At 40.5% G+C, this 26,342-nt stretch carries 20 protein-coding genes; all 20 read right to left on the bottom strand.

The annotated features are described in order from the left end of the window. Positions 1 to 19: 19 nt before the first annotated feature. The gene (locus tag M2369_RS11705; protein WP_259254276.1) at positions 20 to 3,139 is read right to left on the bottom strand and encodes an MMPL family transporter; all 3,120 of its coding nucleotides are present in this window, start codon (positions 3,137 to 3,139) and stop codon (positions 20 to 22) included. Further along, on the bottom strand, positions 3,117 to 3,593 hold the full coding sequence (locus M2369_RS11700; RefSeq protein ID WP_024720380.1) for a MarR family winged helix-turn-helix transcriptional regulator: 477 nt from the start codon (positions 3,591 to 3,593) through the stop codon (positions 3,117 to 3,119). Before M2369_RS11700 ends, M2369_RS11705 begins: the two co-directional genes overlap by 23 nt. Positions 3,594 to 3,744: 151 nt before the next feature. Beyond that, the gene (yfmH, locus tag M2369_RS11695) at positions 3,745 to 5,037 is read right to left on the bottom strand and encodes an EF-P 5-aminopentanol modification-associated protein YfmH (protein WP_058337317.1); all 1,293 of its coding nucleotides are present in this window, start codon (positions 5,035 to 5,037) and stop codon (positions 3,745 to 3,747) included. Then, the gene (gene yfmF, locus M2369_RS11690) at positions 5,034 to 6,314 is read right to left on the bottom strand and encodes an EF-P 5-aminopentanol modification-associated protein YfmF (RefSeq protein WP_259254274.1); all 1,281 of its coding nucleotides are present in this window, start codon (positions 6,312 to 6,314) and stop codon (positions 5,034 to 5,036) included. The genes yfmH and yfmF overlap by 4 nt, the downstream gene beginning before the upstream one ends. A 145-nt stretch (positions 6,315 to 6,459) precedes the next feature. Then, positions 6,460 to 9,576 carry an MMPL family transporter gene (locus M2369_RS11685; RefSeq protein WP_100325014.1) on the bottom strand — a complete coding sequence of 1,039 codons (3,117 nt, stop codon included), beginning with the start codon at positions 9,574 to 9,576 and terminating at the stop codon, positions 6,460 to 6,462. Between the two features lie 319 nt (positions 9,577 to 9,895). Beyond that, complete coding sequence (bcbE, locus tag M2369_RS11680) at positions 9,896 to 11,125, bottom strand: bacillibactin exporter BcbE (protein ID WP_172793306.1); 1,230 nt, start codon at positions 11,123 to 11,125, stop codon at positions 9,896 to 9,898. A 102-nt stretch (positions 11,126 to 11,227) separates the two neighbouring features. Continuing rightward, positions 11,228 to 11,953 carry a GntR family transcriptional regulator gene (locus tag M2369_RS11675; protein ID WP_008344706.1) on the bottom strand — a complete coding sequence of 242 codons (726 nt, stop codon included), beginning with the start codon at positions 11,951 to 11,953 and terminating at the stop codon, positions 11,228 to 11,230. A 164-nt stretch (positions 11,954 to 12,117) separates the two neighbouring features. Then, the gene (locus M2369_RS11670) at positions 12,118 to 14,493 is read right to left on the bottom strand and encodes an FtsK/SpoIIIE family DNA translocase (protein ID WP_259254269.1); all 2,376 of its coding nucleotides are present in this window, start codon (positions 14,491 to 14,493) and stop codon (positions 12,118 to 12,120) included. 110 nt (positions 14,494 to 14,603) lie between these two features. After that, positions 14,604 to 14,840 carry a YlzJ-like family protein gene (locus M2369_RS11665; protein WP_008344712.1) on the bottom strand — a complete coding sequence of 79 codons (237 nt, stop codon included), beginning with the start codon at positions 14,838 to 14,840 and terminating at the stop codon, positions 14,604 to 14,606. After that, positions 14,837 to 15,565, bottom strand: coding sequence for a ClpP family protease (locus M2369_RS11660; protein ID WP_008344713.1), 729 nt, complete (start codon positions 15,563 to 15,565; stop codon positions 14,837 to 14,839). The genes M2369_RS11665 and M2369_RS11660 overlap by 4 nt, the downstream gene beginning before the upstream one ends. A 121-nt stretch (positions 15,566 to 15,686) precedes the next feature. Then, the gene (rnjB, locus tag M2369_RS11655) at positions 15,687 to 17,354 is read right to left on the bottom strand and encodes a ribonuclease J2 (RefSeq protein WP_008344715.1); all 1,668 of its coding nucleotides are present in this window, start codon (positions 17,352 to 17,354) and stop codon (positions 15,687 to 15,689) included. A gap of 171 nt (positions 17,355 to 17,525) precedes the next feature. Further along, positions 17,526 to 18,392 (bottom strand): 4-hydroxy-tetrahydrodipicolinate synthase, encoded by an 867-nt coding sequence (dapA, locus tag M2369_RS11650; RefSeq protein WP_008344717.1) that lies wholly within the window; start codon positions 18,390 to 18,392, stop codon positions 17,526 to 17,528. Between the two features lie 30 nt (positions 18,393 to 18,422). Next, positions 18,423 to 19,637, bottom strand: a complete 1,215-nt coding sequence (gene dapG, locus M2369_RS11645; RefSeq protein WP_019744173.1) for an aspartate kinase — start codon at positions 19,635 to 19,637, stop codon at positions 18,423 to 18,425. A 92-nt stretch (positions 19,638 to 19,729) separates the two neighbouring features. Continuing rightward, positions 19,730 to 20,749: an aspartate-semialdehyde dehydrogenase gene (gene asd / locus M2369_RS11640; protein ID WP_017359063.1), complete on the bottom strand. Its 1,020-nt coding sequence runs from the start codon at positions 20,747 to 20,749 to the stop codon at positions 19,730 to 19,732. A gap of 139 nt (positions 20,750 to 20,888) precedes the next feature. Next, a complete protein-coding gene (gene dpaB / locus M2369_RS11635) occupies positions 20,889 to 21,482 on the bottom strand; it encodes a dipicolinate synthase subunit B (RefSeq protein ID WP_017367267.1) in 594 nt (197 codons plus the stop codon). Continuing rightward, the gene (gene dpaA / locus M2369_RS11630; RefSeq protein ID WP_017359065.1) at positions 21,479 to 22,381 is read right to left on the bottom strand and encodes a dipicolinic acid synthetase subunit A; all 903 of its coding nucleotides are present in this window, start codon (positions 22,379 to 22,381) and stop codon (positions 21,479 to 21,481) included. The genes dpaB and dpaA overlap by 4 nt, the downstream gene beginning before the upstream one ends. 123 nt (positions 22,382 to 22,504) lie before the next feature. After that, positions 22,505 to 22,777, bottom strand: coding sequence for a YlmC/YmxH family sporulation protein (locus tag M2369_RS11625; RefSeq protein WP_008344726.1), 273 nt, complete (start codon positions 22,775 to 22,777; stop codon positions 22,505 to 22,507). Positions 22,778 to 22,838: 61 nt separating this feature from the next. Further along, positions 22,839 to 24,806 carry an asparagine synthase (glutamine-hydrolyzing) gene (asnB, locus tag M2369_RS11620; protein ID WP_144678806.1) on the bottom strand — a complete coding sequence of 656 codons (1,968 nt, stop codon included), beginning with the start codon at positions 24,804 to 24,806 and terminating at the stop codon, positions 22,839 to 22,841. A 12-nt stretch (positions 24,807 to 24,818) separates the two neighbouring features. Beyond that, entirely contained in the window at positions 24,819 to 25,373 is a 555-nt protein-coding gene (locus tag M2369_RS11615) for a hypothetical protein (RefSeq protein ID WP_058337321.1), read from the bottom strand. Then, positions 25,342 to 26,337 (bottom strand): hypothetical protein, encoded by a 996-nt coding sequence (locus tag M2369_RS11610; protein WP_058337322.1) that lies wholly within the window; start codon positions 26,335 to 26,337, stop codon positions 25,342 to 25,344. The genes M2369_RS11615 and M2369_RS11610 overlap by 32 nt, the downstream gene beginning before the upstream one ends. Between the last annotated feature and the right edge of the window lie 5 nt (positions 26,338 to 26,342).

Below are 26,342 nucleotides of genomic sequence, written 5' to 3'. Positions count from 1 at the left end.
TACTTTCTTTATGGAATCCTTATTCTTTTCGTTTAAATGGGAACCAATTCGCTGATCCGAACAATTTGACCATCACAGGTACGAACAATGGTAGCACAACGAGTGCATACAATAAAAGCCCTGTGAGAACAAGTGTTGCAATCTGTAGGAGTGACAATACACCTGATGGCAGCATCGCTGCAAATGTTCCTGCCAAAATGACGGCAGCAGACATAATAACAGATCCCATATTTTTCATTGATTCAGTCATGGCAAACTGAATGTCTTTTGTTTTGTATTCATTGAAACGTTCCATTAAGAAAATCGAATAATCGACTCCAAGCGCCATTAAGATGACAAAGCCAAAGAATGGAACAGCCCAGTTGATGCCCGGATATCCGAAGAAATGGGTGAAAATAAATTCTGTTACACCAATGGCGGTAAAGTACGTTAAAATCAGCGATCCAACTAAGTAAAGCGGCATCACGAGAGAACGGAAGAGAATCACTAGTATTAAGAAAATACCGATCATCATGTAAAAAACCGTCTTATTGAAGTCTTGGTCTGACAGCTGTTTTAAATCAGCGTTCATACTTGAAACACCAGATACGCCAAATGAAACATCTTTTAAGTTTGTTTCAGGAAGTGCACGTTTGACGGAAGCTTCTACTTGTTTAATTGTTTTCATGGCGTCGTTTCCATATGGATTGTCTTCTAAAATGACGTCAATCTTTGTCATTTTGCGGTCATCCGACATATAGGAATCGAACACTTGCTTGAAAGCTTTATTTTTTAGGACATCTTTTGGAATAAACCAACCGGCCATGTCTTGATCTGGTGCGTTTTTCAGTTCATCTAAGTAGTCTCCTGCACCCATTAAGCCGTTTGAAATTTTCTCAAGGCCGTCGACACTTTTGTTTAGACCATCTGTCAGCTTGGTCAGATCGTCACCAAAGCCGCCAATTTTTTCTTTCATTTGTTTTTGACCATTAATGATGTCGCCGGCTCCATTTGCAAGTTTAGGCATACTATCAGCTAACTGTCCTTGGCCTTTAGACGTTTGATCTAGCCCGTTTTCAATGGATTCTAAGCCAGCAATCAGCTCATCAATTTGATTTGTAAACACTTTTTGCTGCTCTGAAGCTTTTGCGATAAAAGCATCTGCTGCTTCAAGCTGTTTTTTTGCTTCTTTTGCTTGTTTTGCATAGCTGTCAGCCTGTTTGGCTCCTTCTTGCAAGGTAGTAGAAAGTTCCTTATATGAAGCCTTGATGGCTTGATATGATTGATTTTCTTTCACTTGCGGAATTTGCTCTTCAAGTGTACTGAACTGTTTATTCGCTTGACTGATCAAAGCTTTCACATCCGCTGCGGCAGAGGATGAAGTATCAACTTGTGCCAATGCTGCTTTTAATTCTTTGGAAATGCTTTTATACAGTGCCACTTGCTGATTCACTTGTGCGACTTGATCTGTTAATTCCTTTTTTGCACCCTTTATTCTTTCTTTAATTTCAGAAACACCTTTTTTGTTTTGATCAATTCCGTTTTGCAGATCTCTCATCTTTTTTTCGACGTTTTGAATACCTGATTTTACGGATTCGGTTCCAGAAATCAATTTGTTAATGCCTTTTCCAGATGATTTAATTTGTGGTGTTTGATCCTCGATGGATTTACTCATGGTTGTAAGAGCATCTTGGATCTTTTTCAACCCTTCGTTACTTTTATCAAGCCCGTTATTTAGCTCTTTGGCTTGAGATTTCACGTACAGATCATTCAGTCCTTTTCCAACAGGGCGTGTCGCACTTCTTACTTTACTCACGCCATCTGTTTGTTCAATGGCGCGGCTTAGTTTTTCAACAGCAATCAGACCTTCGTTATTGTCTAAAAGATCGGATGATTTCACGACAACGGTTGCTGGAAGGGCTTCACCTGGTCCAAATTTGTCAGAGATCGTATTAAATGCATTGACGGATTCGTATTTATTGCCGATTTCGTCTAGGTTGTTATATGAAAGTGTTCCTTTATACATAAGAATCGCTGGAAGGGTAATAATTGCAACGATTAGCAAGCTGAGAAGTGGTTTCTTAAATGAAAAACGACCGGCTGTTTCCCACATTTTCGATTGCGGGTGGGCAATATCGCCTTTGATCGGCCAAAATAACACTTTTCCTAAAACCGCCATAAAGAATGGAACGACAGTGAGCAGTGCCACAATTAACACGGCGACACCAACCGCCACGGCGACAGCTGATTTATACAGTTGGAATTGGGCTAAACCGATACACGTAAAACCAATGAGGACAGCAATTCCGCTGAATAAAACGGTTTTACCTGCCGTCTTATATGTTGTAATAATCGCCTCAATCTTATCTTTTCCGTGAGATAGTTCTTCTTTAAACCGGCTTAGCAACAGGATGCAGTAGTCGGTTCCAATCCCAAACATGATGGCGACCATAAAAATTTGGGTAAAGGTCGAGAGCGGAAAATCAACATACTTTACTAGGTAAGCCACAATTGATTGGCTGACCAAATAGGAAAGCGCCACGGCCACTAAAGGAACGAACGGTGCCACTGCGGATCTAAAGACAAGCACAAGAACAATTAAAATAAACCCTATTGTAATGAATTCCGTTTTTTTCAGACCTTCTTGTGAGCTTGTGATGACATCATCGTCAATTAGCGGCTGCCCTGTCATTTCAAATTTCAGGTTCAGACTCTTAAGCTTTTCATTGACTCTTTCTTTAAAATCGGATGCTTTGATTTTGTTCGAGTCGTATGTAACTGGAACAAGAAGTGTTGTTTGATCTTTAGAGAGCATCTGTTTTTTAATATCTTTGTTTGCATCAAAATAAGAAGTGATGTCTTCAACATGGAGATCTTGATCCTTTTCTAAAATCTCCATCGCTTTCTTTAAAGAGGCTTCTCTTTCTTTGACGATATCCTTTCCTTGAAAGACAATGACGATCGATTTTTCCGTATCCCCATTTTCAGACATGTTCTTTAATAATTGATCGGCGTAGGAAGAAGGATAACCATCTGGAACAGAAATCTGCCCTTTTTCTTTTGTTAATTGCGCCATATTAGGAGCGGTGATTAATAATACAGCCGCTAGTACGACCCAAAGGATCGTAATCAGCCATCTACCCTTTATGATTGCTCTCATTACTATGTTGTGCCTCCTCTTCGATGATAATTTGATAAATCTTTTCATATGTTTGAATAAATGATTCTATTTCTTTTTCATCAAATTTTTCTAAATATGACCGAACAAGATCCTGAAGCTGCTTTTCCATTCGGCTGACCACTTCTTTTCCTTCGGGTGTCACATAAAGATGAACGTTTCTTCGATCAGCTTGATCATGCTCTCGATAAATATAATCTTTATTAAAAAGACGATTGGTCATGGATGTCACAGCACTTTTATTGACATTACATTCGATGGCAAGGTCTGTTGATGTACATCCTGGGTGTAAATTGATGTATCGAAGCGAGTAATATTGATCAAGTGTCAGTTCTTTATCGAGCTTTTCCGTGATCATACTCGATACTTTTTTTTCCATCATGAGATAGACGTCCGCATATCTCTGGATGAGCTGGGCAATTTTATTTTGTACCATATGCTGCTCCTTTAGTTTGATTGTTTAACTATTAAAGAGTTTAACTAATTACCGAAACAATTGTCAATCAATATCTTCGCATATAAAGCGCTTTCTTCCATTGGACACAAAAAAGACAAACTCTTATATGTTGAGTTTGTCTTTTTTCGTTTTATTTTGTTTTCGGTACGACTTTAAAAACTGACATTCGTTCTTCATCAATTTCTTCGTCTAAGATTTGCTGAATATCTGTTAATTGGATTTGCTCCAGTACTGGCACGACATCAAATAAGCTCATTTCTAAGAATGCGTATCGAGTGAATTGATTGGCGATGTACTCCGGGGAGTTCATTGCTTTTAAAAAGCTGCCAATTTTTTTCTTGCGAGCAAGTTCAATCTTTTCTTCTGTGATCAGGCTTTTTGCTTGAAGAAGCGTTTCTTTTAATTCATCTGCGAGTTGATCAGGGTCATTTGTATCTCCACCAACTGAAGTGAAGCCAAAACCGCCTTCTTCCGTATAATCGTAGCTGAAGGTCTCATCAATTAAGCCTTTTTCATACATCTGTTCATATTGTAAGGAGCTTTTACCAAACAGCGTCTCTAAAATGAGATTCATTCCGAGCTCATGTTTTAACAGTTCATTGCCTTTTTTATGAGGATTCTTTGTTTTTAATCCAAACATACATTTTGAACCTTGTACGTTCATTGGAAGTTCGTATTCTTTTCGGTACACACCTTCAGGCTCATTGATGTCTTTTCGTTTGATCTCTGGCTGGTCTGTAAATGGCTTTTTCGCCTGATTCGCTCGAACTTGATCTAATATTTGCTTCGGATCAACGGGACCGACAACAAATAGAAGCATATTGCTTGGGTGATAGAACGTTTCATAGCATTCATACAAATGATCTTTTGTAATCGGAGCGATGCTTTCTACTGTTCCAGCTATATCAATTCTCACAGGATGCTCTTGATATAGATTTTCAATCAAACCGAAGAATAAACGCCAGTCGGGATTGTCATCATACATGTTAATCTCTTGACCAATGATGCCCTTTTCTTTTTCGACAGTTTTTTCAGTAAAATAAGGTTCTTGCACAAAATCAATGAGTGTCTCAAGGTTTTGTTCGACATTTGAGGTGCTCGAGAATAAGTAAGCTGTTCTCGTAAATGTCGTAAAAGCATTTGCGGCTGCTCCTTGTTTACTAAATGTATGAAACACATCTCCATCTTCTTTTTCAAACAGCTTGTGCTCTAAGAAATGGGCAATTCCATCAGGCACTCGGATCATGTCTTCTTTGCCAAGCGGCACAAATTCATTGTCGACAGAACCGTATTTTGTTGTGAAGGTTGCATATGTTTTGTTAAACCCTTGCTTCGGGAGCACATAGACGTCAAGTCCGCTATCCATTTTTTCGTGATAGACCGTTTCTTGCAGCTGGTCGAATTGAATTGTTTTCACTGTCATGAAGCACCCTCCGTTCCTTTAAGAAAATAGGTCGTATCCCATTCGATTTTTTGACCCACTTTGATGATGTCCTCTTTTGTCACTCTGTCTAACGCTTCTAAAAAGGAATCGAGGCTCTCCCCTGTTGGCACGACGGCATGCTGATATAAGTATTCCGCTGTTCCATAAGACGTATCAATGGTTTCGAGCAGCTGATTTTTGACGACAGCCTTTGTCTGTTCAATTGCTTCATCAGAAAAATCGCCTTTTTGCATGGCATCAAATTGTTCTTTGATGATGTCTACTGCCTGCTGATAGTTGCCGACTTCAATTCCTGACATGACCATCATCAAACCTTTAAAGCTCTCAAGTCTAGAGACTGCATAGTACGCAAGACTTGCTTTTTCCCGCACATTGATAAATAGCTTTGAATGAGAGAAGCCGCCGAATATGCCATTAAACAAATGCAGCGCCGGATAATCTTCATCTGCTATCGTTGTATGTGTGCGAAAGCCAATGTTCAGCTTTCCTTGTTTTACGTCCTCTTCATCAATGACTTCTTTTAGCTCTATTTGTGATCTTGATGATTCGGTATTTTGTTTGACTGGCTCTCTTTCACTTGTTTTAAAGTATTGCGAGACCATTCGATTGATGTCTTGTTCATCAACGTCTCCCACAACATAGAGATCCAGCTGGTTGGACTTAAGTGCATGTTCGTATGCTTTAAAGAGCGCTTCTGCCGTAATCGCTTCGACGTCTTCCATTTCACCATTGACGTGCAGTGCATATGGCTCACCTTTACACATTTCCTGTACAAGTCTTAAGTTTGAATAGCGCATTTTGTCATCATAAACGGCTTGAATGCGCTGTTTCAATGTTCGTTTTTCTTGCTCAACGTACAATTCATGAAATACTCCGTTTTCCACGTACGGGTGGAATAATAGTTCAGAAAGTAAGGCAATCCCTTTTTCTAGTAAAGGGGTTTGATCCTTTAAATATTTTTCATTCGCCATTTCTAGACGGAAGGTAATGATGTGATTTTCACCTTTTTTCGCCATGTCTGCGGAAACGGTCGCCCCATAGAGCTCGTCGAAATAAGCACGAAGCTCTCCCGTTTTCGGCATTTTTTCTGTTCCTCTTAAAAGCACATGCGGGAAAAGGGAACGCATGGTGACGTCATCTTTGGATAAAGGCGCAAGCATTTTAAAAAGGATCGTCACGGTTTTAAATTTTTCTGTTTTGACAATATGAGTATGAAGACCAGGTGTATCAAATGTCTTCTCTTGTAAGTACGTCATGAGAAACCTCCTTTGTTCATCCTATTTATTATGTATTAGAACATAGCTGATATATACGTGAAACAGCCATTTAATAGTCATTATATCAATCAGAGGAAAGGATAGGAAATAAAAACGCCTCTGCTAAAAGCAGAGACGCATGTTGTTATTTCATTCTAAACGGCCACCAATTCCATTTTCCAAAGATGCGAACCATGACCGGGATAAAGAGTGGTAGAACAACAAAAGCATATAATAAAAGTCCAATGAGTACGACCGTTGCAATTTCAACTAATGATAATACACCCGATGGCAGCATCGCAGCAAAAGTACCCGCTAAAATAGCAACTGCTGAAATAATGACGGACCCCATATTTCTCATCGCTGATATCATGGATGCTTGAACATGCTCTCCCTTCCATTCATTAAAGCGATCCATCAGGAAGATCGAATAATCAATGCCAAGGGTCACAAGGATAACAAAGCTGAAAAATGGAACAGCCCAGCTGACACCATCGTAGCCAAAGAATGTTTTGAAAATCCATTCTGTTAAGCCAATGGATGTAAAATACGTTAATATGAGTGAAAGTGTTAAGTATATCGGCATGACGATTGACCTTAGTAATAAAACTAAAATAATAAAGATACCAATTAACATGAAAATAACCGTTCTGATAAAGTCACCGTCTGACGTTTCTTTTAAGTCAACATTTAAACTGGAGATACCAGATACACCGTAATTGGCATTTTTCAAACCACTTACAGGTAAATATTGATCAAGGGTTTCTTCGATTTTTGCTACACCTTTCATTGCTTCATTGCTGTATGGATTTACATTTAAAATCACTTCAAAGGTTGTTAATTTACGATCTGGGGACATATACGTATTAAATATTTTCTTAAACTCATGGCGTTTCAATACTTCTTCTGGTATAAACCAGCCCGTTACTTCTTCATCTGGTGCTTCCTGAAGCTGTTTTAAGTAGCTGTCTGCCTCGGTAAAGCCGCTTTTTACTTGCTCAAGTCCGGAAATACTTTCATCTAATCCATCTGTTAATAGTGATAGTTTAGATGATAGCTGGTTAAACCCTTTTTTCACGGCTTTTTGGCCATCTGTCAGCTGATCTGCGCCATCTTCAATTTTAGGCATTTCTTTGATGAGCTGTTTTTGTCCTTTATTCGTTTCATCAAGACCATCATAAATTTGATCTAGACCTGTCATCAGCGCCTTTACTTGTTGTTTGATTTCTTTTTGCTTGCTTGAGAACGTTTGAATGACTTGATCTGCTTTCTTGATCTTTTGTTTAAAGGCAGATGCTTCCTCTTCATAGACGCTCATTTGCTCTCCAGCTTGATCGAGCATTCCTTTTGTGTCTTTGAATACTTTTTTGATTTCTTTATATTCATTCATGTCTTTGATTTCTGGAAGCCGGTTTTCAAGCCCTTCAAATGATACGTTTTCATAGGATTGTTTCACTTTTTTAATCGTTGTCATCAGCTGCTCATTTGATGTTGCGTGACCTTCCAGTGTGCTTACGACTCGTTCAAGATCTTGAATCATGGTTTCACTTCTGCGGTATTCTTGCTCTAATTCTTTTTTCGCTTGTTTGATTTCAGTGCGAATGGTTCCTACGCCCTCTTTACTACGCCTCACACCATCCTCTAAAGAAATGAGTGATTTCCTCACTTCTCCGATACCGCCTTTGATGGCTTTTGTCCCATCAATCAATTGATCAATCCCTTTAGCGGATTCTTCAATTTTTGGTTTTTGTTTGAGAAGTGCTAAGTTTGTTTCGGTCAAGCCATCTGTAATTTTCCCGATGCCCTCGTGACCTTTCCCAAGCTCTCCTCCCAGCTCTTTCGCTTGAGAGGTAACGTAGAGCTGACTTAACCCGTCTCCAACTGGGCGAGTGACACTGCGAACCGCTTTCACTTCCTCAATGTCATTTAACTTACGGGTCAGTTTTTCAATCATGACAATCTTTTCTTGATTATCGAGCTCATTGTCACTTTCGACAAGCACATTCAGCGGCAGCGCTTCACCAAAGCCAAATTGCTCAGATATCGTATTAAATGCAGACACTGACTCATACTTTGTCCCAATCTCATTTAAACTATTATAAGAAAGAGTGCCGTCATACATCAGAATCGGAGGAACAGTGATGAGTGCAACTACACCTAAGCTGATGAGCGGTCTTTTAAATGAAAAGCGCCCAGCCCATTCCCAAATCTTACTTTGTGGATGACGAATGTTTTCTCTTTTAGACGGCCAAAAAAGGGATTTTCCGAAAACCGACATAAAAAAGGGAACGATTGTGACAAGTGCAATGAGCAGGATGCCAACGCCTACGGCAACGCTGACGGCTGATTGGTACAATTGGAATTTTGCAAAACCAATACTTGAGAAGCCGACTAACACAGCTAAGCCGCTGAAAAAGACTGTTTTCCCTGCACATTGATACGTGATGATAATCGATTCTTTGACATCACGCCCCTGACCAATCTCCTCTTTAAAACGGCTTAAAAGTAATATACAATAATCCGTTCCTATACCGAACATAATAGCTACCATAAAAATCTGAGTGAAATTAGAAATAGGAAATGGTGTATATTCTACGAGAAAAGCCACAATACACCGGCTGACAGCATAAGAAATGCCAATCGTAATAAGCGGAACAACAGGTGCCAGTATCGATCTGAATACAATTATTAAAATAAAGAAAATAAAAATCATCGTGATAAGTTCAGTTTTCTTCAGACCTTGTTGAGAGCTTTTAATGACATCTGAGTCCACAAATTTTTGACCTGTCATTTCATATGAGACGTTGTAGGGCTTTAAAACTTCCTCAATTCGTTCTTTAACCTTCACAGCTTTTGTTTCGTAGTGGTCGAATTTGAATGGAACAAGAAGTGTACTTTTATCCTTTGATAAAAGTTGTTTTTGAATGTCACGATCTACATGAAAATACGAAGTAATTCCGTCAATGTGGAGTTCTGGGGCATGTGTCATGAGTGCAGCTAAAGCCTTTTTTAATTCCTGCTCTTTGGCAGGGAACAAATGTTGTTCGGAGAATACAATCACACCAGTATCTTTTTTCCCATTATGATCTGAAAGCTTATCCAATAAGTGAAGTGCCTCAGCTGTTGGTGTCCCCTCTGGAACCTTTAACTGCCCTTTTTCTCTTGTTAATTCCTCTAAATCGGGCGCAGTAATAAACAGAATCACAGCTGTTATCATCCACACCATTAATACAATCCATCTTGCTTTAATTATTTGCAACATAGCTGCTTCAAGCTCCTTCTAGTTCATCAATCAATTTGCTGTTTTTGAGCGTGTCTGAAGTGCTGACTTCGTCTCCTTCAACGTGCTAATGGCAGGATGACCTATTCAATTGTCCTTTCGTGTTGAAGAAACGCATATCCATCATCAGCCACGAGCTCAATTTCTGCCTTAAAACAAAGACAGAAAATGAATGTTTTTGAACACCTCCTATTTGGGATAATTTAAAAGATATTACTATACATTAGTTTAACTATCAAAATTTTACATGTCAATTTATAAAAAAGAAAAAAGATGGCAAAATACCGTCTTTTTTCTATGTTTAAACCGTTTTCAATTGTTCACTTTCATCCTTTTCATCTGGCTGGATGAAAAAGAGGACCAAAAATAATGAAATGAGACTACATATGGTCGATAGAATAAAAACGATGGAGTCTCCTTTATCCATAAGAAATGCGTAAATTGGAGGTCCTAAAGCAACACCGATAAAACGCATACTGCTATAAAATGACGTAATGGTTCCACACTGCTCTTTTTCAATCCCTTCTGTTATCAACGCATCAAGTGCTGGAAGCACAATGCCAATCCCTACGCCGCCAATACTTAAGCAGACAAACAACACGTAAAAACTGTGATTCCACCATAAAAATATATACGAAAGTGATAAAAGAGCCATACCAACGATGAGAAATATCCTCATTTTCCCCTTTTCTTTCCCGATTGTTTTCCCCGCAATATACGAGCTGATTGATAAGAAAAGGAGCGGGATACTTAGCAGCAAGCCTTTTTTGACACCCGTTATTTGATACGCTGCCTCTAGGTTATCTGATAAATAAAAGAGCACGCCAAAAAGAAGAAACATAATAAAACCACCAATAGCAAAAATGGCATAAAGCCAGCGTCCCTCATGTTTAAAAATCGTCTTTGTTGATTTTAAAAACTCTTTAAATGTAGGCGGATCTTCCTCTTTCTTTGCGGATTCAACCATAAACAGAACCATCACAAAACTGATGATTGAAAAGAATGGAATGAACCAAAACGGCACAAACCAAAACCAAGAAGCGAGAAGTGCCCCAATAATAGGACTGAGTACCTTTCCAGCTGTATTAGAAGTTTCAATTGCTCCAAGTCCCGCACTTACCTCTTCATCATCGTGAAACAAATCGCCAATAAACGGCATAACGACAGGTGCTGCCCCGGCTGAGCCAACTCCTTGAAGGACCCTGCCAAATAGAATCCACATGTACGGTTCTTTCATGATGGTTGAGGCAACAGCTGCAACAGCTCCTCCAAGCCCTGCGATTAAAAGACAAGGCAAAAGCACCTTTTTCCGCCCAATTCGGTCAGATAAATAACCGGCAATCGGAATACACAAAATCGCCACAACGGAGTATACCGTAATAATGAGTGACACTTGAAAGGAAGTGATTGAGAGTTTCTTTTCTATCTCTGGTAATACGGGTATTAGCATCGAGTTCCCAAGCGTCATGATTAGAGGCACTGATGATAATGCAATAATATTCTTTTTACTGACTGTTTTCTCGCCCAACATCATTCACCCAATTCTATATACTGTTACGTATTAGTGTGGCATGTTTCACGGGTTTTATGTATAGACAAACAAAAAGCAACCGCCTATGGAAGCGACTGCTTTTTAAAATCGTTTACGTATGACATGAAAGCTGAATTTATCCGCTCGAAAATAATTGAGCGAGTATAAGACCGGCTGATCATCTTGATCATAGTGCATTTGTTTCAGTAATAGTAACGCTGTTTCTGGGTCACATTCTAATATCGGTGAAACCTGATCGTGATAACCAATCGGTTCGATGTCTGCCACTGCATATTTGATTCCGCTATGCGGTTCTCTCCCAAACAGCTCAAAAAGCGACTCTTCCTCGTGAGTAAAAGAAGCGGGAAGATGTTTGACCGGAATTTTATCTAAACAATAGACGACTGGCTGTCCATCTGCTGTTCGAACGCGTTCCATTGAAAAAACCTTCTCGGATTCATCACACTGAAAACGAATGACATCATTCTCCGTCGGCTCCCCTTCTTGTGAGGACAAAAAGATGGTACCTGGCGTCATATTGACCTGTTCAATCATTTTTGTGACACTTGTCAGCTGTTCAATGCCAGTAGAAAAAAGCGGTCTTGAGTTGACGAAAGTCCCCACACCATGCCTTCTTATTAAATATTTCTCTTCTTCTAATATACGAAGGGCTTCACGAAGTGTCGCTCTGCTCACGCCTAAAAGCTTTGAGAGCTCAAATTCAGAAGGCAGCTTTTCCTTTTCGGCATATACGCCTGTTTGAATATCTTCTTTAATACGGTCAATCACTTTCAAATATAAATGGCGATTGTCTGTTTTGGTCGACATGTTTTCCCTCCGTCTAATCAATGCAAATGATAAGATGAGAAATCTCTATTCCGAGATAAGATGAACATAACTATATCACGTTTTTGCAAATAAATAAATAGTCTGACATCCAGTTAACATAATCAATATATCGTTAACTTTGTGTTAGGAAAGCTCTCTTCGAATTATGAAGAGAGCTCGTCATGTTGTTCTTTTGAAAGGAGGACTTCTCTCGGTTTACTTCCTTCATATGGTCCGACAACCCCGCGCTCTTCCATTGCGTCAATAAGACGTGCAGCACGAGTATAACCAATGCGGAACCTCCTTTGCAGCATAGAAACAGAGGCCGTCTGCATACCAATGATCAGTTCAACTGCTTCATCATATAAGTCGTCGTCCACAGCCCCAAGCTGATCTTGCGTTTCTTCACTTGGGATCATTTCTTCTTGATATTGTGCTTTTTGCTGTGTGATGACATGATCAACGACATGTTCCACTTCTTCATCTGATAAAAAGGCGCCTTGTACACGAACTGGTTTGTTCGCACCGACAGGTAAAAACAGCATATCCCCTCTGCCCAGCAATTTTTCTGCGCCTCCCATATCAAGAATGGTCCTTGAATCGGTTTGTGACGATACGCTAAATGCAATACGGGATGGAATATTGGCTTTAATGACACCAGTAATGACATCAACCGAAGGTCTCTGTGTGGCGATAATTAAATGAATCCCTGCAGCACGTGCCATTTGAGAAAGCCTTGTAATGGAATCTTCCACATCAGAGGAAGCAACCATCATTAAATCAGCAAGCTCGTCTACAATGACGACAATATAAGGTAGTTCTGGCTGCTTCGCCTCTTCTGATTGATTCATTCGTTTAATGTAATCATTGTACCCTTCAATATTTCTTGTGCCCGTATGAGAAAACAATTCATAACGGCGCTCCATTTCACTAACCACTTTTTTAAGTGCCTGTGAGGCTTTTTTAGGATCGGTTACAACTGGAGCCAACAGATGCGGGATGCCGTTATAAACATTTAATTCAACCATTTTCGGGTCAATCATCATCATCTTCACTTCATGAGGTTTTGCTCTCATGAGAATACTTGTGATAATGCCATTGATACATACGCTTTTTCCGCTTCCTGTTGAGCCAGCCACAAGTAAATGCGGCATTTTGTTCATTTCAGCCAGCACAGCTTCACCAGAAATATTTCGGCCCAGTCCGATGAGTAGCTTGGCATTTGGGCGGTCATTTTGTTTCGATTCTAAAACCTCTTTTAAAGAAACCATCGCAATTTCTGCGTTGGGCACTTCAATTCCGATGGCGGATTTACCAGGAATCGGCGCCTCAATTCGAATGTCTTTTGCTGCTAATGCAAGGGCTAAATCATCACTCAAGTTGACGATCTTACTTACCTTCACGCCGACATCAGGGTATACTTCATATTTTGTGACGGCCGGCCCTAAATGAACTTGTGTCACTTTTGCTTTTACACCGAAGCTTTGGAAGGTCTTTTCAAGCTTTCTTGCATTTTCATAAATATTCTTCTTATCTGTTTGCTGACCTGAATGCTGCGGCTCAGCTAAAATATCAAGCGATGGCAGCTCATAATCCTTATTTTCAAGCTCCGTAAACGTCATAGGCGGAGCTTCTTTCGGTTCATCCCCTGTATCATGAGACGGAGTGCCTTGTACAGTTTCTTGAAGAGGATCTGGCTCATTGACCGGCTGATCTTTTTGAACCGGCGGTGTGAGCATGTCATCTCGATCAGCAAAACTTGAGATAATCGGCTGACGATTGTCAGAAGCCTGCTCTTCTTCCTCGATCAAGATTTGATCATGATCTTCTTCGGCCTCTTCTTGTATGCGTGAACGTTTTTTCTTTTCACTTGTTTTCTGCGCAGGTGCATTCTTTTTCGCCTGCCTTATGCCTTTCATATCTTCAATAAATGCTTTCCACTGCTTCACCAAAAATTGTGATACAGGTAGCGTCACTTTTTTGACCATTTCTTGCAGTGACCGGTTAGTGATCAGAACAATGCCAATCAGCATTAGCACAATGGCCATGATTTGCGACCCTGCTTGTGCAAACAAGAAATAGGAGGCCGCAAATAATACGGCACCGATCATACCACCTCCTAAATCGGGCGAGCCTGTCTCACCTTTCATATCCATTAAAAATAGCTCAAACGTATTTCTGATCACACTTTGAGAGCCTATCACGCCTGCAGCTGAAAGATGCTGAAAAAGCTTCACATGGGACAAAAGCAAGATACTCGCAATGATGCAGTATAAACCTGCTTTTCTTCTTGTCAGTAAATCAGGAATTTGTTTTTTCCAAAAAATCGTTACACCAAAAAGAAATAATCCGATAAGGCAGAGAATAAACCATTCACCTGCAAAGAATCGGAATAGATGTACAAAGGTTTGTCCAACTACACCTAGCTGTAAAATGGCAATGATCGCTATGGCAATACAGACTAACCCATTTAGTTCATATTTCAGTTTTAGCTGTTTATTTTGTTTTTTTCTTGTTTTACGTTTTCTCTTTTTCGCCATACTCATCACCTTACTACAAAAGAAAATATAACCTACGAAAAGATCAGAAAGAAAGCAGCCTGGTTTTGGCTGCATCTTGTTGTAAGTTTTCCCTTTATTATAGCATAGAATCATTCATATGAGTCGGTTTGATTGGTGCCTAAATGTAACTTCAATCGCTTACCTGGTGCAAGCTCCTGATTCAAAAAGTCCATTGGATTCGTACTCATTACTTGAACGATTTCCGCTTCATCTTCTTTCATTTCAACCATCACTGGCACGCCCTGAATGTTTACCTGCTGGAGTTTGCGTTCTCCTTGTTCCTCAGCGTAAATGGCTTCATAAGGCATAGGTGTATATAAAATCATTGGATCAGCCCCTCGTTTTGTGCAGCCCGTTCTCCAATAAGCTCGTTCAGCTTTTTAATCGCTTGTCCAACGCCGCCGACTTCATGCATCAGTCCGTATTCAGCCGCCTCATGGCCAACGACATTTGTCCCGATGTCTCTTGTTAGATTGCCTTTAGAGAACATAAGCTCTTTAAATTTCTCTTCTGTAATGTTTGAGTGACTCGTGACAAAATTTATGACTCTTTCCTGCATTTTATCTAAGTATTCAAAGGTTTGCGGAACACCGATGACTAGACCGGTTAAGCGTACAGGGTGAATGGTCATCGTTGCTGTTTCGGCAATGTATGAATAATCACACGATACGGCGATTGGGACCCCAATAGAGTGGCCGCCGCCAAGCACAATGGATACAGTCGGTTTGGATAAAGAAGCGAGCATTTCTGCAATGGCTAGTCCTGCTTCTACATCGCCGCCCACTGTATTTAAAATGATCAGAAGCCCTTCAATTTTTGGGTTTTGTTCAACTGCTACGATTTGTGGAATGACATGTTCGTATTTGGTTGTTTTATTTTGTGGCGGCAGCTGCATGTGCCCTTCAATTTGTCCAATAATAGTCAGGCAATGTATGTTTGTATCTTGTGACAACTGCGGGACGGCTGTTTCACCAAGCTGTTGTATTTTGCTCATAATGCTATCTTTTTCTTCTGGTTTTCGCTCAGGCTGCTGTTCATTCTGTTCGTCCATTTGTCTCCATCCTTTCCTAAAAACTCTCCTCCTATTATGAACAAGATCGTCACATTCCATCCGCATTCATCATGTCACATCAAAAAAGCCCAAAGAGCTTGTGCTCTTTGGACTTTTCTCATCACACTTCCATAATAATTGGAATGATCATTGGCTTACGTTTTGTTTTTTCATATAGGAATTGATTTAGTACATCGCGCATGGATTGTTTCAGTGTTGACCATTCAACAATTGAGTTTTCCGTTTGCTCTTTCACAATCCCTTTGACCATTTCTGTTGCTTTCACAATCAGCTCCTCGGATTCTCTTACATAAACAAATCCTCTTGTGATGATCTCAGGTCCAGAAATTAATTGTTTCTTTTGTTTATCGAGCGTAATGACCACAATTAAGATGCCATCTTGAGACAATAGTCGTCTATCACGTAAGACAATATTCCCAATATCACCAACACCAAGACCGTCGATCAAAATGTTCCCTTGATGTACTTTTTCACCGATTTTGACGTTTTGACCTCTAAATTCCACAACATCCCCTTTATCAATTAAGAAAATGTCGCTTCGTTTCATGCCCACTTCTTCAGCAATACGAGAATGTGCTTTTTGCATGCGATATTCGCCGTTTACTGGAATTAAATACTTTGGCTTCAGTAAGTTCAGCATGAGCTTTAACTCTTCTTGACAGCCATGTCCAGATACATGCACACGTTTTTGAGCAAAAATCACTTGTGCTCCGCTTCTTGTAAGGAAATCCACCGTTTTTGAATAGGTGAGTTCTTGTCCTGGAAGAGGTGTAGACGCAATCACAACCGTGTCATCTTTTTCAATATGAAGCTGTTTGTGATTTTGTTTCGCCATTTTTGTTAAAGCAGCGAGAGGCTCACCGTGGCTTCCTGCTGTGAGAATGACCACACTGTTTTTCGCCATTTTTTTCACTTCTTGGACTGGAACAAATAATTCTTCGTCTGCTGTCACATAACCAAGTTTGATCGCAAGCTGAAGCGTTGTCATCATATTTTTCCCTGCTACTGCAAGCTTACGGCCATTTTGGTTTGTGGCATTAATGATTTGCTGTACACGATTAATATTTGATGAAGATACAGCGACAATCACACGATTTTCAGCATTGTACATCGCATTTGAGATTTCGTCTTGGACGAGCGCCTCAGAAGGTGTATAGCCTGGTTTTTCAGCATTTGCACTGTCTGAAAGAAGTGCTAAAACGCCATTGTTTCCAATTTTCGCAATCTCTCCGATGTCACAGGCTTGGTTAAGCGCTGGGGTTTGATCAAATTTAAAATCACCTGTGCATACGATTGAACCAAGAGATGTTTTGAAGCTGATTCCGACTGAATCAGGAATACTGTGATTCGTTCTAAAGAACGATACCTTTGTTGTTTCAAATGTAATGACTGACTTTGCATGAACCTCTCGCAAATCAGCTTTTTGATTGAAGCCGTATTGCTTTAACTTTTCTCGAAGTAACGCAAGGGTCAGCTTCGTACCGTAAACTGGTACAGACAATTTGCTTAAGCAATGGAATACGCCTCCGATTGCTTCATCATGTCCGTGGGTAAGAAAAATTGCTTTCACCCGATCAGCTCGTTCTGTTAAATAAGAGATATCAGGAATGACCACGTCAATGCCTAGCATTTCGTTTTCTGGATGCATGAGTCCTGCATCTACAACATATATGTCGGAATCAATCTCAATGACATATAAGTTTTTCCCGATTTCTCCAACGCCTCCCAGTGCAATAATTCTTACGTTCTCTGTATTTTTCTTTTTCAAAATTCTTATCCTCCTAGTCTCAAGCCCGTCCATCATCGCTTAATGCTATTATAACTGAATCTAATTTTAGAAAACAAGATGAAGTCACATTTTAAGAAAGTGTTTATGTATAAAAAACGGTCATACTCAGGGACATCTGAGAATGACCGCTTACGAATTTTTTTGTTTTGATCAGCTGTTTAATACGCTACTTAAATTCAGTCTCTCTTCTTCTGATAAAGGTAAAAGCGGGAGTCGAACAGATCCGACATCTAATCCTTTCAGCTGAAGAGCTGTTTTGACAGGCGTTGGATTTGGCGCTGAGAACAGCTGGTTCATGATCGGCACCAGCTTTTGATGAATCAATGCCGCATTCGCTGTTTGTCCTGAGGCGTAGCTTTTTAGCATTTGCTGCATATCAAGGCCTACGATATGAGAAGCCACTGAGACGACTCCTTTTGCACCAACCGCAACCGCAGGAAGCGTTAAGCTGTCGTCACCAGAATAAACGTCAAAATCTTCTGGTGTCTCTGCAATGATTTTTGTCATGGCATCTAGATCACCGCTTGCTTCTTTGATTGCGACAATGTTCGGTATTTGCGCAAGCTTAATCGTTGTTTCTGGTGCTAATGAAGCAACCGTTCTTCCTGGTACATTGTAAAGCATGACAGGAAGAGATGTAGACTCGGCAATTGCTTTAAAGTGTGCATACATGCCTTCCTGTGATGGCTTGTTGTAGTAAGGTACGACAAGCATCACTGCATCAACGCCCGCTTCTTCTGCTTTTTTCGTTAGTTTAATAGACGCATTTGTGTTATTACTGCCTGTTCCTGCAATGATTTTACAACGACCATTTGCTAATTTCACCGATTGCTGAAAAAGAGCGACTTTTTCTTCAGTCGATAAAGTTGGCGATTCGCCTGTTGTCCCTGCAACGACTAAAGAGTCACTGCCGTTTTTTAACAAGTAATCAATGAGAATTGATAGCTTTTGGAAATCAATGTTGCCCTTTTTATCAAAAGGTGTAATCATAGCTGTTGCGATATTTCCGAAATTCATTTTTTTCACCTCATCATGATTCAATCACATTTATCTTGAAAGTTCAAACACTTCATGAAGGGCATTAACAGCCGCTCTCATGTTTTCTTCGTTCACTAACACCCAAATCGTCGTATGACTGTCAGCGGACTGTAAGATCGGAATATTTTGCTCAGATAGTGCAGATACAATTTTAGATGTGACACCTGGTACACCCATAATGCCTGCTCCAACAGCTGATACCTTTGCACAGTTTGTCGTGACAATCGGCGTATAGCCCAGATCTTTTAGGATCGCCGTTGCTTTTTCAGTCATTGCACCTGTCACCGTATAGACGATTTCGCTCGGTGTAATGTTGAAGAAATCGACACTGATTTGGGCATTTGCCATTGCTTTAAAGACTTCTGTTTGTACGCTGTACTGTCCCTCTTTAGCTGGGACTTTGATTTGTGTGACATCATTGACATGTGCAATACCCGTAATCAGGCGGTCGTACACATCATGACTCATTTTATCTGAGTAGTGTGATGTCACGAGTGTGCCCTCATCATCAGAGTATGTTGAACGGACCCTCATTGGTACTTTTGCTTGCATGGCAATTTCAACAGCTCTAGGGTGAATGACTTTTGCCCCTTGGTATGCGAGGTTACAAATTTCTGTGTATGTCACGACTCTCAGTGGTTTGGCATTTTCTACGATACGGGGATCTGCTGTCATGACCCCTTCTACATCTGTAAAAATATCGATGAAATCTGCCTGCAATGCAGCGCCTAACGCAGCAGCTGACGTATCACTGCCGCCTCGTCCGATTGTTGTCACGTCTCCATTTTTTGCAGCGCCTTGGAATCCAGCAACGACAACCACATCATGCTCTGAAAGTGCCGCCTCAAGACGTTCACACTTCATGTCAATAATTTTCGCATTTGTATGTTCTTTATCTGTCACAAAGCCTGCCTGTGATCCAGTCATCGCTACAGCCTTTAGCCCGTTTTCATTCAGCATACTTGAAAAAACAACAGCTGAAATATTTTCTCCGCAAGACACGAGTAAATCTTTTTCTCGGTTTGTCATATGCTGCGCATTGCCGTAAAGCAGACCAAGCAGCGTATCTGTCGCATAAGGATCGCCTTTTCGTCCCATCGCAGACACGACAACGACCGATTTATAGCCTTTCTCTTTTGCAGATAGGATATGTGCAAGTGCCCTTTTTCTCCCTTGATCATCTTTGACAGATGTACCGCCAAATTTTTGGACAATTATTTTCACTGTTTTCACTCCAAGTTCATTCTGACGTAACAGAAGAGAGCAGGCGAAAGATGCCTAACTCTCTTCTATTCGTCCTCATCATCCATTGAATGTTAAACTAATTTTAATGCTCGTAAGCTTTCTGCAATTTGAACGGAGTTCCATGCAGCGCCTTTTAGCAGGTTATCAGATACAATCCACATATGGAAGCCATTTGGACGATCCAAATCCTTCCGAATGCGGCCGACAAATACGTCGTTTTTACCAACAGCATCTGCAGGCATTGGATAAATTTGCTGAGACGGATCATCTTGTAATGTGATGCCTGGTGCATCTTTTAGGATGGACTTGACGTCATCAACCGTTGCGTCATTTGATTCAAGTTCAACGTAAACCGATTCTGAATGACCCGTTTCAATTGGTAGTCTCACACATGTTGCCGCTACTTCCAGCTCTGGCAAGTGCATGATTTTTTTCGTTTCATTGATCATTTTCATTTCTTCAAATGTATAGCCATTGTCTTGGAATTTATCAATTTGCGGAATCGCATTAAAGGCAATTTGATAAGGCATGACTTCTGGTTTCACATCTTCTTTATTTAAAATGGCTTGCGACTGGCTGTACAGTTCGTCAATGGCTTCATGTCCTGCACCTGATACTGCTTGGTAAGTAGACACAATGACTTTTTTCATGCCATACGCTTGACGAAGCGGTTCTAGCGCCGCTACCATTTGAATCGTTGAACAGTTAGGGTTTGCAATGATCCCTTGATGGTCATGCAAATCTTTTTCGTTTACCTCTGGTACGACAAGAGGGGTATTTTCGTCCATACGAAAAGCACTTGTATTATCGACAACAATTGCACCTCGTTTGACCGCTTCAGGAGCTAGCGCTTTGGAAACATTTCCTCCCGCACTGAATAGTGCAATATTGACCCCTTCAAAGCTTTCAGGTGTTGCTTCTTGAACGGTATACTCTTGACCTCTGAATGTCACTTTTGTTCCAGCAGAACGTTTTGAGGATAGTAGAGTAAGTGTATCCATTTCAAAATCTCTGTCAGCTAGTGTTTTTAACATTTGTTGACCGACAGCTCCAGTCGCTCCAACTACAGCTACATGCAATCCTCTTCCCATCAGTAAAACTCCTTCCGACCCATCCATGATTCTTTTCTTTCGGATGGCCATCCTATGACTTTTTACATTTTATTTTACCATAGAAAAGCAAGGCTTGAAGTACCTTTTTTGAATCTTTCATGATTTTCTAGTGAATCTATTATTCGTTTGATCCAATTAAAATGGGCTGAATTTGTCTATGCTCGAGCGCCTCTTCTACTGTTTTCGTCAGTAGATCCATATGCGCTACCATGGAAGTCGGTTTTTTGAATGGATCATCTTGGCCGAATGGAATAAAGAAAATGTTCTTTGTCGACATGAGTCTCATGAGATTTGTACCATTTAAACCTAATGCATCATTGGTGGAAATGCCTAAAACGACAGGGCGATGATTACGAATGGTCGCCTTAGCAGCCATTAAGACTGGACTGTCTGTTAGTGCATTTGCAAATTTCGCCATTGAATTGCCTGTTAAAGGCGCAATGACCATACAATCAAGTGGAAGTTTTGGTCCAAGCGGCTCTGCTTTGACGATTGAGTCAATCGCTTGAAATCCTGTCAGCTTCTCAATCCGCTCAATCCAGTCCGCTCCTTCTCCGAATCTCGTATTCGTATTTTGCACCGTATATGACACGACAGGACGCACTTCTGCCCCTTCTTTCACGAGTGATTCGATTTGCGGAAAAACAGCTTCGTACGTGCAGTGAGAACCTGTTAAACCAAAACCGATTCTTTTCCCTTTTAGTGTAGTCATGATTCCATCCCCCTTTTTTCCTCCGCAAGTTCACATAAGAGACCAGATAGCACTTTTGCAATGATCTGCCCGGCTGTCTTTGGTGCCACAATCCCTGGAAGTCCTGGTGCAAGAAGCGCCTTCACTCCATGCTTTTGTGCAAAGTCAAAGTCTGTTCCACCTGGGCGGGAGGCGATATCCAAAATGAGTGTCTTTGGTGTCATGCTGACGATGACAGATGAATCTAATACTAAGCTTGGAATCGTATTGATGATGATGTCGACATCCGTTACTTCATCTTTTAAACGGTCCATTGAAAATGGATCAAGTCCCATCTCAAAGGCTCGCGCTAAATGGGCTGTATCCGCAGCACCAACTTTCACTTCCGCACCTAGCGCCCGAAATGTGCGGGCAATGGTGAGCCCTGTTCGACCAAGTCCGAGAACAGCGACATGTGACCCATGAATCGTATAGTCCGTTTGCTGAATGGCCATCATGATAATCCCTTCAACTGTTGGAATAGAGTTATATATGGCAATATCATCTCGCTCAAACAGCTTCACAAGCTTCCGGTTCACCTGCTTTGCCATATTGTCTAAGTACATATTAGAAATACCTGAGTACAAGGTACAATGTGCAGGGGTTCTTTCTAAATATTTAGCTTCTAGCACGACCTTCTCATTTGAAAAAACGGTGGCAACGACCCCTTCGTCTGTAGCACCTGATACCGGAAGGATCATACTATCCACTTGTTCAAATGGAAGCTCTGACATTTTCAGCTTTTCAGCACCAATAAATCCATGATCCAGCTGATCAAATCCGACCAAAAACACTTTGGCATGCTGCTGTGACAGCTTGCGAATGATTTCAAGCTGCCTAGCATCTCCCCCGATCACCGCAACCGTTAAACCGCTCAACATACTGACCGTTCACCTTCTTTATTTAAAAAAGTCTGTAATATTTTCCGAATCTCCCTTTCAGCATATGAGGAGAGGATTCAGCCTGTGAACAAATCGGAGAGAGAAAAGAAAAAGAGCACCCTTTTATGATGGGTGCTCTTTTTCTCCGTGCGGCTGAAGTTCTTCAGGCACATCGAGAATGATCATATCTGATCCTATTTTTTGAATGTGATTCCACGGAACGCGGATGTCATTTCCTTGTTTTCGAAAGCCAAACCATTTGACGGAAGGTATGATGAGTGCTGTAATTTGACCGTCCTGTTCATTTATTTCAAGGTCGGTTTGTCCAAGCACGCCAAGCCGCTCCGCTCTTTTAATATCGACGATCTCTTTTCCTGACAGCTCACTCAGCCTCAAAATCGCATCACTCCCCTTCCATATCATATATGCAGCAGGGATGGTGAATAGACCGGGCCTCTTAATGACTAGTTTGGAGCGGAAGACGCGCCCCTTTGATATAGTGATCATGCCATAATTCCAAGTTGTAAAGCATCCACACTTTTTGGTCCGCTCCATTTTTGTTCTTCTGATTCGAATGATGTCGCAAAAATTGTTCTAGCGGCTCTTTTTGAAATAATTGTGTTGCAAAGCTTTGTTGATCAAGAAGTTTCTCTTCGATTTCTCCCATTCTTTTGTTCATCCAATGATACACCGGAACCGGAAAACCCATTTTTCTTCTATATAATATACGCTTATCCACCGTTTGCTCCATTGTCTTTTTCAACATATATTTCGGAATATCTTGGACCTCACTTGTTTTAAGGCTCGATTGGAAAAATGCTTGCACTTTGCTAGGTAGCCCTTTATAAGGAAGTTTGTACTTGAAAGGCATATCGTTGACAAATTGGATGATGCGATGATCAAGAAACGGTACACGTGCTTCTAGTCCATGTGACATCGTCATCATATCAAGCCGGTCTAACAAGTTGGGTAAATGAATTTGTTGAAATAAATAGAGCAGTTTGTTTTCATACGACGCCCCTTCCATCTCTTTAAAGCAATGGGCGATCAATTGATTCATGTGCAAATCAGCAGAATCAATAGAATGAGCGTGCTGACCTAAGAGCTGCTCTTTTTCGCTATCCGTAAACCAAGCATATCTTTTTTTATAATGTTCCATTTCCCCATCAAGATGGATAAATTGATGCACCTGTTGCTGAAAGGACGGTTCAAATAATACCTTTGAAAGGATGGATGACAGCTTTCGGTTTTTTTGAAGCCATAAAATTTTACGCCAATCTGAAGGACTCCTAAATACACGACCATACCCTGCAAACAATTCGTCCGCTCCTTCACCACACAAAACAACCGTTACATGCTTTTTTGCTTCACGTGACATATGATAAAAAGCGACCTCATGAGGAATGGAAAGAGGATGATCTCTTCGTTTCACAACTTCTGGCAATAATTGAAAGTATTCTTCTTCACTCATTCGATGTGAGTGAAGCTTGACATTGTATTGATCTGCCGCGAGTTTGGCATAGCTTTCTTCAGAAAAGCCTTCCTCTTCAAAGCTGGTCGAAAAACAGTGAATATTCTCGTTCGCATATTTGGACATCAAAGCAACAATGGAAGTCGAATCCACTCCTCCACTCAAAAAAGCTCCTACAGGTACATCAGACATCATTTGTTTTTGGACACTATCTTGAAGTAATTCAAACAATCCCTTTTGATAATAACGTTCTCCCCTGTCAATTCCATCAGATGGGAAAGGATATTGCCAATAGGCCTCTTTTGTCATTCCTGTTTCATCTATTTTCAAGATGACCCCTGGGGGTAATGTTTGAATTCCTTGAAAGAAAGTTTGCTCGCCGATCGCATAACGGAAGGATAAATAACTAAGGACAGCTTCAGGCTGAATGGCAATTTGTATATCTGGATGCTGAAGAAGAGCCTTCATTTCCGATCCGAAAATAAGCCCTCCTCTACATTCTGAAACATAAAGCGGCTTAATCCCAGACCGGTCTCTAAATAAAAAGAATTCTTTCTTCTTTTGATCCCATATCGCAGCTGCAAACATTCCATTTAATTGCTCAATAAAAGAAATACCATATTCTTCATAGCCATGAACAAGTACTTCTGTATCTGTCAGCGTACGAAACGTATGACCTTTATTCCATAAGTCCTCTCTTAGTTCTTGGAAATTATATATCTCGCCATTTAAAATCACACAAATAGACTCATCTTCATTTGTTATTGGCTGCGGCCCAGATTGAATATCGATAATGGAAAGCCGCGTATGAACCAAACCAACTGAGTCGTCTTGATATACACCACTATCATCAGGTCCACGCACACTAAGTACGTTTTTCATCTTCAGTAAGATGTGTGGATCAAGTGGTGCTTTGTTAAAATGACAATAACCTGCAATGCCGCACATAGACATGGCTCCCTTCCATCACTGATCTGACTGCTGGATCGTCATTGCGAAAATATGCATAAATGGATTATCTTGAAAGCGGATTTCATCAAAAACGATTTTTTGCGAGAAGGAAAGCGAATCAATCCATAGGTTTGATGTCAAATGATGATTGATGCCGGCTACCGTATGAATATAATCAAATGCATAAGCCAATCGATCATCAAATGCAGGTTCACGTTCAATCACATCGGTTAATGAAAGACGAGATTCCAAGACAACGGTCCCCTCTCGTAATAATGTCATCTTTTCGTAGAGATTACCATTAGATGAACAGCCAACGACATGGAGCGCTTCTGCTTCAACTGCCTGAAGTTGAATAGACTGACCTTCTAATTCAATATTGTCTCCTTGATCTTGATAAATGAACTGAAAAGGAATGCCTTCGACCAAAGAGTCTTTCACGTTCATGACCAACTCAGCCGGCAAAGAAGCCCCGCCAATGGTTAATTGGCCTTTTTCATATTCATTTTGATATGTGATGCCTCTGTTATTGACATAATCATGAAGAGTGAGGGGTTGATAGGTTTTCATTTTGAATCACCTCTTTTAGTTGCGTGAGAAGGCTTGTCTCCACTTCTAATGTTTTTTGAAACCGATTCGACGTTCTTTCAATCATACTGCGAGGATTTTTGCTGAGGCCGACTCTAGCTGTAAAATTAGCAAGCACTGTCCAGCTTTGATAAGCATCTTCAAATGCTTGAATAAGGGGTTGTAAATGCTCATTTTCATATGATGATAAAAATGTCACCATATGTTTTCTGGAGTTGGCGACATCCTTTAGTCCTTCAAAATAAACATTGTCTAATAAATTACCATTTTCATCACCTTTGATACTATCTATATAATCTCTTTGAATGACTGAAATTGCGTCAAGTCCTGTGATAGCTCCAGGCAATTCAAAATGTGGCGGTGCACCTTCTAATATGGCGACATGCTCTTTTAAAACTTTCATTACATCCGGTTCTTTCTCAAGATCAACCTGTTTGATCCATTTATAACGATTTTCGGTTCGAGGCGTATGTTCGTAGACAGAGCGTGCGGCTTTCATCAAATGATCTTTACTCAATGTGCCATGATAGGAATAAGCATGGTCACTGATCACTACATGATCATCATTCACCTCAAGTACTTCCAATGTATGATATCCATGTTCTCTTTCAAAAAATGGACAGTACGGTAATTCAAATATATCTAAAGAAACAGACACAGTGCCTCTCTCAGGATGCTGTTTAAATACCCGATTCATATAGAGGTCTAATTCCTCTTCGGTGTAAAAAATTTCTTCTAAATGAATGCCATTATGATGCAGAATATCTTCACGAAAATGTTTAAAGGAACCGATCAAAACAAATCCTTGGTCTTGAGATCTATAAACAAGACCAGCTTGCCTCCAAATCCTGTCGATTTGAATTCCTTGTCTAAGAAGCATGGCTGCAATCGTTAATTGAGAACAGTTTAAATAATTGTTTCGGTAAATAGGTGCTGCAGTAGCCACATATG

Origin of the sequence: Bacillus sp. JUb11 (genome assembly GCF_024807925.1) — a bacterium.
Taxonomy (GTDB): domain Bacteria; phylum Bacillota; class Bacilli; order Bacillales; family Bacillaceae; genus Bacillus; species Bacillus altitudinis.
Note: the sequence above shows the minus strand (reverse complement) of the source record. Positions and strands in the feature narration are given on the sequence as shown.